8 protein-coding genes are annotated in these 9108 nt (G+C 64.9%); all 8 read right to left on the reverse strand.

Annotated elements, in window-relative coordinates; genetic code table 11:
* Positions 1 to 23 precede the first annotated feature (23 nt).
* Entirely contained in the window at positions 24 to 845 is an 822-nt protein-coding gene (locus tag ACXWUF_RS13190) for a carbon-nitrogen hydrolase family protein (RefSeq protein ID WP_458495132.1), read from the reverse strand.
* Positions 842 to 4759 (reverse strand): YhdP family protein, encoded by a 3918-nt coding sequence (locus ACXWUF_RS13195; protein ID WP_458495133.1) that lies wholly within the window; start codon positions 4757 to 4759, stop codon positions 842 to 844. The genes ACXWUF_RS13190 and ACXWUF_RS13195 overlap by 4 nt, the downstream gene beginning before the upstream one ends.
* 169 nt (positions 4760 to 4928) lie before the next feature.
* Entirely contained in the window at positions 4929 to 5153 is a 225-nt protein-coding gene (locus ACXWUF_RS13200) for a hypothetical protein (RefSeq protein ID WP_458495139.1), read from the reverse strand.
* Positions 5154 to 5438: 285 nt separating this feature from the next.
* On the reverse strand, positions 5439 to 6893 hold the full coding sequence (rng, locus tag ACXWUF_RS13205; RefSeq protein WP_458495134.1) for a ribonuclease G: 1455 nt from the start codon (positions 6891 to 6893) through the stop codon (positions 5439 to 5441).
* Positions 6894 to 6980: 87 nt separating this feature from the next.
* Entirely contained in the window at positions 6981 to 7331 is a 351-nt protein-coding gene (locus tag ACXWUF_RS13210; protein WP_458495135.1) for a hypothetical protein, read from the reverse strand.
* A 132-nt stretch (positions 7332 to 7463) separates the two neighbouring features.
* Complete coding sequence (locus ACXWUF_RS13215; RefSeq protein ID WP_458495136.1) at positions 7464 to 8054, reverse strand: Maf family protein; 591 nt, start codon at positions 8052 to 8054, stop codon at positions 7464 to 7466.
* 17 nt (positions 8055 to 8071) lie between these two features.
* Positions 8072 to 8266 (reverse strand): hypothetical protein, encoded by a 195-nt coding sequence (locus ACXWUF_RS13220; RefSeq protein WP_458495137.1) that lies wholly within the window; start codon positions 8264 to 8266, stop codon positions 8072 to 8074.
* Positions 8267 to 8404: 138 nt separating this feature from the next.
* Positions 8405 to 8872, reverse strand: coding sequence for a 23S rRNA (pseudouridine(1915)-N(3))-methyltransferase RlmH (gene rlmH / locus ACXWUF_RS13225; RefSeq protein WP_458495138.1), 468 nt, complete (start codon positions 8870 to 8872; stop codon positions 8405 to 8407).
* Between the last annotated feature and the right edge of the window lie 236 nt (positions 8873 to 9108).

Genomic DNA, 9108 nt, shown 5'->3' on the forward strand with positions numbered 1-9108 from the left:
GAGTACAGGCCCGACCTACGAGTTTATCGGCAATAAAGCTTGGTGTGTTCCAACGCCGGGAACGCCGCCCGCACCTTCTCCAGCCGGTCCCGGTCGAACTCGGCGGTGACGACCCCGGCTCCTTGGACTTGGCTGGCAAGAATGACGCCCCAGGGATCGACCACCATGCTGTGGCCGTAGGTCTCCCGGCCATTCAGGTGGAACCCGCCCTGGTTGGCGGCGACGGTGTAGCAGAGGTTCTCGACGGAACGGGCGCGGACCAGGATTTCCCAATGCGCCGCGCCGGTGCGGGCGGTGAAGGCGGACGGCACGGCCAGGATGTCCATCCCGACGGAAGACATCTGCCGGTATAGCTCGGGGAAGCGGATGTCATAACACACCGTGAGGCCCAGCCGCCCGAACGGTGTGTCCAGCACCAGCGCGTCCTCGCCGGCCTCGATGGTGGCGGATTCCTTGTAATGCTCCTCGGTGCCCGGCACGCTCACGTCGAACAGGTGAATCTTGTCGTAGCGCCCGACCCGCTGGCCCTTGTCGTCGTAGATCAAGCAAGCGGCGCGGGCCTTGCCGTTGTTGGCGCGGATCGGCATGGTGCCGCCCACCAGCCAGATTTTGTGGCGCTCGGCCATCTTGGCGAGGAATTCCTGAATCGGTCCCTTGCCGTCCTCCTCGGCCACGTCCAGCTTGTCCGTCTCCTTCTTGCCCATGAGGGCGAAATTCTCCGGCAGCACCACCAGCCGCGCCCCCCGGATGGCGGCTTTTTCGATGAGCCTGCCAGCCTCGATCAAATTGGCGCTCACGCTGGGGCTGGAGGCCATTTGGATGGCGGCGAGTAGGGTTTTTCTCATTTCTTCTGCTCCTCTTGCTGGCCGGCGAAACCGGATAAATTCTTGACGCCGCTCCAGGCTTGGTCGAGTACGTCCAGCGGCATGTGATTGTGATGAATGCGGGTGATTGTGGGGTTGTCCCAGGAACCTTGGACGGCGTAATGGGTGGTGGCGATGCTGTCCACTTCCTCGCCGACCAATTGCTGGGCCAGCAGCAGCGCCGCGCCGACCGCTGGGCCACCGGCCAGGGCACCGGCTATCGGCAGGGCGACGGACGTGCGCGGAATGACGGCCACGGACTGGTCCAAGTCCTTGGCGACCAATCCGGCCCGTCCGCCGATGATGATTCGGGCGGACACGGCGTCAATCAGGAAGCCCTCCGTAATCGCTTGACTCCCGCCCAGGCGGAAGGTTCCGGCGACCCCATCGTAGGCCAGCCCCTTGCCGAACATGTCGCTGAAATCGAGGCTCAGCCGCCGCCACAACGACTGCAAGTTTAACATACCGATCACCCGCCCCAGGCCCGGCTCCACGTTGAGCAGCCCGCCCTTGCCGAGAGCCAATTTGACCTCGCCCGTGACGGTGGCGGCGGCGTAGCGATGCGGGGCGCCCGGCCAATCCAGGCTGAATTGCGAGTCCGTCGGCGTGTCCCGCACGTCGCCGCCTTTGCCGATGGCGGCGAGGAATTCCCCCAGGCTGGCGATGTGCAGCTTGCCTTCCAGATGGGTGCTGGCGGAGCGGTTCGGGGCGTGGGTCCAGTGGCCGCGCAGGTCCAGTTGATGGGCTTTGGTTTTTACGCCGAGTGTTTTAATGACCATCCCGTGGGCGCGGCGCTCGGTGTCCAATTCCAAGGGGCCGAGGTCGGCATTTTTCCAGAGTAGCCGCTTGGCCCGTAGCCGCAGGCTGGGCACGCTGGCGGGGTCGATGTCTCCGGCGTCGTCAGGGCCGACCGGCGGGGTGGCGCTGGCGGATGGCTGGGGCGGATTGGGCCGGGCGGGCGCGGTGGGCAGTTTGAGCCGGTCCAGGTCGGCACGGATCGAGTCCGCCGTCGCGGTGAATTCCCCTTGGAGATAGTCGCCGTCGATCCGCCCCCGCCAAGCGCTCTCCCGGCGCTCCGCATCTCCGGCGAAGCGCCCGAAGTCCGCGCCATTCCAGGCCAGTTTGCCGATGCGCCAATGCACTTCCCGCAGCAACCCCGCGCCCGCGCCGCCCGCTGGATTCTCGTTCCACCAGCGCCGCCACGCGCCCGCGTCCAAGCCATCCAGTCGGGCGGCGAACCCCAGCCCCGGCATCATCCGGCCCGTCGCGGGCAAGGGCTGGCCGAAAGCAATGTCGCCACCACTCAGACGGAGACCTTCCGGTCCATCGAGCAAGCGCAGCCTGGCTTTCAAGTCCGGGCCGTAGGTCAATTGAACAGGCGTTTCGCGACCGGCTTGCAGGCTGGTTTCGATGGTGAGGGCGCGGGTCTCCGAGGCTGGCTTGCCGAGGGGCGCGGGCAAATCCAGGGCGATGCCGACGAGGTCGGACGCAAGCGCCAGCCGCACGGGCGCGTTCTGGGCGTCAAGCGTTTCCGGCAAGGCCAGGTCCAGCCGATAGTCCGCCGCGCCCTTCGCCCAATGCCATAGGTCCGCCGGGAAGGTTTGGCCCAAGGTGGCGACACTTGCTTTGCCTTGGACGCCGATCCGAATCTCGCCCGCCTCGGATTTGACGCCGATCACCGCCGGTTGGCCGAGGAGCTTCGCCCGGATGGCGTCGCTGCGGAATCCCTCGCCATTGAAGTGGAGCGGCCCTTCGATGTGGCTGAGGGCTAGGTCGAGGGCGCTGATTTTTAGCCCGGCCCGGCGGAAGTTGGCGGTGCCTTCCGCGCTGGTTTGGCCCAGTTTGGAATTCAGCGGCACGGCCAGCTTCAGGGCGACATCGGCCTCGCCGGAGGCGCTGGCGTCTTTGCCCAGCCGCTCGGGAATCTTGCGGAGCGGCGAGTGGGCCAGGAACTCCAGCGCGTCCGCCACGCCGGTGCGCACCCGGCCCGTGATGCGCAGCCAGGGATTGTTGGCCAGCAGATTGTCGATGTTGCCGTGCGCCTCGACGATCTGACCCGCCCCGATGCGTCCTTGGCGGGCGTCCAGGGTCACGGACGCGCTTTGGAAGAGCGCGTGCAACCGGGTCTGGGTCACCGGGAGCCAGTCGGGGTTGAAGGTCAGCCGTAAATCTTCGGTGTCCAATTCGGCCCGGAACAGCCCTTCCCCCTTACCGAACGGGAAGTCGGCGGCGAATCCCTTGAAGAGGATGTCGGCGCGGGAAATCCGGCCCGCGTTCAACGCGCCATCCGCCCAGCGGGCCGCGTCCGGCACCAGGGCCGAGGGGATGTAGTGCCGAACCGCCGCCACGTCCACGCCCGTGAGGCGGGCTTCGAGATCGACGTAAGGCGGGGCATTCACCGCTTTAGAAAGCGCTAGCCGACCCTGGCCTTGCAATGCCAGTTCGGCGTTGCGGGCGGAGACGGACGGCCACGCCAGCCGCCAATCCGACTTGGTTTGCCGCCACGCCAATTCGGCCCGCAGTTCGGTCAGGGGGATGGGCCGCCTCAAGCCCAGCGCCGCCAGATTCAAATGGCCCGGCCTGACGGACAGGGTGGCGTGGCCCGCGCCGTCCGTGCCGCAGGCGTTACCACCCAGCCCGGAAAAGCCCGGCACGGTTTGCCAGGCATGGGCGGCCAAGTCCCGGAATTGCCCGCATAGCGCCAGCCGTTCGCCCATGGGCGCGCCGGGCGAATAAAACAACCGGGCATCACCCAGCGAGCCGTGCGGAGCCAGGGCGCGTAGGGCGGCGCGGGTATCCCCGTCCAGCAGCGCCAGCGAATTTAGGGCGCTGCCCACGTCGCCGAGGTCCAGGTGCGAGGCGGCCGCGCTCAGGCTGGACAAGGCGCCGTCCGGTCGGCGGCTGACCGCGACCGCTAATCGGCTGTCCGGCCAGGGATCGTGGAGCGCGGGCCGAAATCCCGTCAGATCGAGCCGCCAGCCGTCCGGGCGGTTCTCCCAGAAAAACCGCGTGGCTAGGGAGTGCAGCGCCAATGGGTGTTCGGTGTGTTGGTCCGGGCGATGCTCGAACAGCGGGGCGGTGAGCGAGACATCCCCGGCCACCGAGCGCCACGCGCCTTGCCAGTTCAGCCAGATTCGGGCATCGGCGGCACCGGCGCGGAGTCCCAGGCGGGCGGCGGGCAGGACGCTGGTCAGGCGGGCGGCGTCGAGTCCGTGGCCTTCCAGGTAGATCGTGCCGCGCCAGCCGGTCGGCTCGAACAAATCGCCGCGAGCGTCCAGGGCGAGTCGGAGGGACTGTCCTAACCCGTCGGGCAAGGCGAAGTCGGCGGACAGCCGGTGCCGGTGGCGGGTGTTGCGCAGCCATAGGTTGATCCGCCCGAGGGGGAGCGGCGGCGTGCCGGTGCGTAAATCCTGCCAGTCCACCTCCGCGTCCAACAGGCCAATGTCGCCCCCGGCCAGCAGCCAGGCGGGCGGTTTCTCGGCGATGGTGAGTCCGATGACCGCGAGGGTGCCGTCGGGCTTGCGGCGGATCGAGAGCTTGGGGCCGACCACTTCGATCCGGTTGAAGCGCGGCTCGCCCGCCGCGAGGCTGCGGAACGTGTCGAGATTCAGCCGCACCGTGGCGAAGCGGATGGCGGAGCGGCCTTGCGGATCCAGGATGTGTAGCCCCTCGATGAAGATTTCCGGGTGGAAGCCGCGCAAATGGGCGGACAGGGCGTCGATGCGCACGGTTTCGCCGATGAGGGTGCCGATTTGGGCGGCGAGGGGTGCGCGGAATTCGGCGACTTTCGGCAGCAGCCACAGGCGGAGGACGCTGAGGGAAAGCGCCAAGGCGACCAGGGCGGCGAGGAAAGCATGGAGCGCCGCCCGGCGGGCGAGGTGGAGGAGGGTTTTCAAGAAGATGGGCTACCGGGGGAAAACATCTATCGTTCCCACGGTCTCCGTGGGAGTGCATCCTGGGACGCTCCGCATCCCGTGTCGGGATGAACGAATCCCCGCTTCAACGGCGGCTTGTGAGTATCACGATTTCCCTGCGGACATCGTGGCAAGGATTCAAAAGAACCTGCTATTTGAGGCATTCCCAGTCCTCCTCATCCACGATGGGGCTGACCAAATCGCCTTGGGTTTTGCCTTTCCCGGCAATGGCAGGATGGGGGCGACGGGGTGAAGGCATGTCCTCCTCAAATCCATGGGCTTGATACCCGGCCCACAGTTGTTCATATAGGGCATCGGCACGGGCCTGTGATTCGGGGGACATTTTGTCCGCCAACTCAGAGAATTTCTTGGTCATTTGTGGCGGCCTCCCTCTAAAAATCAATGTTCGCGCAACTTGGGGCTAGCGGGGAAATGGTCGTTTGTTCCTGCTGCGACGGGACGCGGAGCGTCCGAGGATGCATTCCCACGGAGACCGTCACTGCCATTAAGTTAGGCTACCCGTTCGCTGAGCGGAGTCGAAGCGAACCTACCGAGAGGCTTTGATTTCGCTGGCTTCGACTCCGCTCAGCCAACGAAATCAAAGCCCGCGCACTCTTAACTTAATGGTAGTGACGGAGACCGTGGGAACGATACGTTCTAGCTACAACAACACCACATCATACTGTTCCTGGTTGTACTGGGCCTCCGCCCGGAACTTGATGTGAACCCCGACGAAGGCTTCCAGTTCCGACAGCGTGTCCGCCTCCTCGTCCAGCAGCCGCTCCACCACCTCGTTGGAGGCCAGCACCAGCAATTCCTGTACGTTGTACTGCCGCACCTCGCGGATGATTTCCCGGAAAATATCCAGGCACACGGTTTCCGCCGTCTTCAGGACGCCGCGCCCGGCGCAGGCGGGGCAGGGTTCGCAGAGGATATGCTCCAGGCTCTCGCGGGTGCGCTTGCGGGTCATCTCCACCAGCCCAAGGCTCGACACCTCGCTGATGGTGTTCTTGGCGTGGTCCTTCTCCAGATGCTTTTGCAGGGCGTGCAGGACTTGGCGGCGGTGGTCCTCGTCGCGCATGTCGATGAAGTCGATGATGATGATGCCGCCGAGATTGCGCAGCCTAAGTTGCCGGGCGATGGCCTGAGCCGCTTCCAGGTTGGTCTTGAAGATGGTTTCCTCCAGGTTGCGCCCGCCGACGAACGCCCCGGTGTTCACGTCGATGGTGGTCATCGCCTCGGTCTGGTCGAAGATCAAATAGCCGCCCGACTTGAGGACCACCCGCCGCTCCAGGGCTTTCTGGATTTCGTCCTCGACGCCGTACAGGTCGAACAGTGGGCGCTCGCCCGAATAGTGTTCCAGCAGCGGCGCCAGTTCCGGCACGAACTCCTTGGCGAACTTGGCGAGGCGCGTGTAGGTCTCCCGCGAATCCACCCGGACCTTCTCCACCTTGGCGCGGTGCATGTCCCGCAGCACCCTCATGCTGAGCGGCAAGTCCTCGTGCAGCAGGGTCTTGGGCTTGGCGGTGCGGTTCCGTTGGGCGATGGAATTCCACAGTTTCAGCAGGAACAGCATGTCGGCCTTGAGGGCGGCGTCGTCGATGCCCTCGGCGGCGGTGCGGGCGATGAAGCCGCCGGTGCCATGCTCCTTCTGAAAGCCGTCCACGCAGTGCCGCAGCCGGACCCGTTCCCGGTCGCACTCGATGCGTTGGGACACGCCATTGATTTTGGCGTAGGGCATGTACACCTGATAAACCGACGGGATGGAAATGTCCGTGGTCAGCCGCGCCCCTTTGGCCCCGATGGGGTCTTTCACCACTTGGACGACCAGCTCCTGGCCGTCGCGGAAGATCAGCTCGATCTGGTCGGTGGTGGTCTTTTCCCGGTCGATGCAGCAGAGGTCGGAGATGTGCAGGAACGCCGCCCGCTCCAAGCCGATGTCCACGAAGGCCGCCTGCATCCCCGGCAGGATGCGGCAGATTTTGCCTTTATAGATGTTGCCGACCAGCCCGCGTCGGCGGGTGCGTTCGATCAGGACTTCTTGCAATACCCCGTTCTCGACCACGGCGACGCGGGTTTCGGGCGGGGTGACGTTGATTAGGACTTCGTCACTCATGGGGGCGGCGCATCCTTGCGGCGTGGGTAAGCGCCGGACGGCGGGTAGCCGCTCGAACGACTGTTCCGCTGAATTCCGCATCGTTCATCAGCGCAACGCCTCGTCCGCCATGTCCGCGAACAGCACTTGATCCGCCCAGCGCAGCAGGGTGTCCTCGTCGGCCTTGGCGACGCGCTTTCGCATTTCCGGGGAGGGCGGGCCGAATTTTCGGGTCATTAGGTGCGACGGCATGCCCACCCGTTCCTTGTGGCGTCCTTTACGCTCGCCTTCCCGGCGTCCCAGCAAGACGCCTTGTTGTTTGCCTTGTTCGATGTGGCGGTCGATGAAAGTCTGCATGTCGTCATCTCCTCTCAGTTTGGTTTCGATCAACTCGCGGATGTCGGCCTCATCCAGCCGCTTGCTGCTTTGCACATAGTACCGCAGCAACACTTCCAGCATTTCCAGGGCGGTTTCGTGGAAAAAGCGGCGTAGGGAGTGGCAAGGGAAGCGGCGATGGGGGCGGATTGTAGCGCCCGGAGTGGATCGGTGCCTAATGGTGGCGGGCCGACGGGCGGTGGGGCAAGGCGGCGATTACGGCGCGGGGATTTGTATCCCGATTCGCCGCAGCAACTCCGCCGTCTCGAACAGCGGCAGGCCCATCACCCCGGAATAGCTGCCGGAAAGATGGCGGATGAACACCGCGCCCAAGCCTTGGACGGCGTAGGCGCCAGCCTTGCCCTGGGGTTCGCCGGTGGCCCAATAGGCTTCGATCTCTTCGGCGGTGAGGTCGCGGAACGTGACGGTGCTGGTGCTGAGGGCTTCCCAATGCGCCCCGCCCAGCCGCAGGGAGACGGCGCTTAGCACCCGGTGTTCGCGGCCCGACAGCCGGGCCAGCAGGTCGGCGGCGTGATCGAAATCGCGGGGCTTGCCGAGGATTTCGCCGTCCAGCACCACTTCCGTGTCCGCCGCCAGCACGGGCCGGGTGCCGCCGTTTAAGGCTTGCGCCGCCAGGGATTTGTCAGCAGCGACGCGGCGGACGTAGGCTTCCGGCGCTTCGCCCGGTGCCGGGCGTTCCTCAACGTCGGCGGGCAGCACCTCGTAGGCCACGCCCAATTGGTCCAGCAGTTCGCGGCGGCGGGGGGAGGCGGAGGCGAGGATGAGAAGTGGGGTGGGGGAGGGCATTATTGCGAGGGTTGGAGTCACAGCTTAATCATCGCCACAATGAAGGCCGCCTGCGCGAATAATAGGCCGATCATCCATTTGATGAGGTCGGATTTGAGTTCAGCCATGCGGGTTTCCAGCCGAAGTTCGGACTCCTTCATCCGAGTCTCCAGTTCCTTGATGTCCTGCTTGGTGGCGAGGCGATCTTCGATAAGCTTGCGGTGTTCGTCCACGAAGATTTCTGCTTGTTCTTCGCTGAAGCCCGCTCCTTGTGGCGCTTGATGAAGGCATGGGTATCGAAAACCAGGGTAGCCATGTGATTCACCTGTGATGGATTGGGGCAGCCGTTGGCGGCTAAGTTGGGCGGAGTGCTAACGATGATAAGGATGATTTTGCAGGATGCTCCACGCCCGGTAAATCTGCTCGGCCACGACCACCCGGACGATGGGGTGGGGCAGGGTGAGGCGGGACAAACTCCACTGTTGATTGGCCCGTTGGCGGCAGGCGTCCGCGAGGCCATCCGGCCCGCCCACCAGCAGGGCGACGCGGCGGGTGTTGGTCATCCAGTGGGCGAGATTCTCGGCCAGGTCCGGGGTGGTCCAGGCTTTGCCGCCGACTTCCAGAGCCACCACATGGTCGTCGCGGGTCAGGGCGGCGAGGATGCGTTCGCCCTCGTCCTCCATCCAGCGGGCCGGTTCCAGGTTCTTGCCGCGCTTGGCGGGGGCGATTTCGCGGAGGACCAGTTCGCATTCGCGGGGCAGACGCTTGGCGTATTCCTCGTAGCCTTCCGTGACCCAGCGGGGCATTCGGGTGCCGACGGCGATGAGGTGGATTTGCATGAAGGAGTTTCCCGGCCTAAGAAAGAGCCGGGATTATATAAGGGGAAACTGGCAGGCTATTCTGGCGGTCCCCAGGCGGCGCGTCACTGCCATTAAGTTAGTTCGTCTCATGATCGGTCCCGTCCAGGGAAGGACACATTAGAACACCCCACGGGGTGGCCGCGGTATAGCCAAATTTTCACTGGCAAGTGACTTTTGGAGTACCGTCCATGTGCATCAAGGTTTGTATCGTCTCC

It is taken from the genome of Methylomagnum sp. (assembly GCF_054333355.1).

Coding starts and splice junctions, on each gene's coding strand:
- ACXWUF_RS13190 (WP_458495132.1), bottom strand. CDS start 845: ATGAGAAAAACCCTACTCGCCGCCATCCAAATGGCCTCCAGCCCCAGC.
- ACXWUF_RS13200 (WP_458495139.1), bottom strand. CDS start 5,153: ATGACCAAGAAATTCTCTGAGTTGGCGGACAAAATGTCCCCCGAATCA.
- rng (WP_458495134.1), bottom strand. CDS start 6,893: ATGAGTGACGAAGTCCTAATCAACGTCACCCCGCCCGAAACCCGCGTC.
- ACXWUF_RS13210 (WP_458495135.1), bottom strand. CDS start 7,331: ATGCTGGAAGTGTTGCTGCGGTACTATGTGCAAAGCAGCAAGCGGCTG.
- ACXWUF_RS13215 (WP_458495136.1), bottom strand. CDS start 8,054: ATGCCCTCCCCCACCCCACTTCTCATCCTCGCCTCCGCCTCCCCCCGC.
- rlmH (WP_458495138.1), bottom strand. CDS start 8,872: ATGCAAATCCACCTCATCGCCGTCGGCACCCGAATGCCCCGCTGGGTC.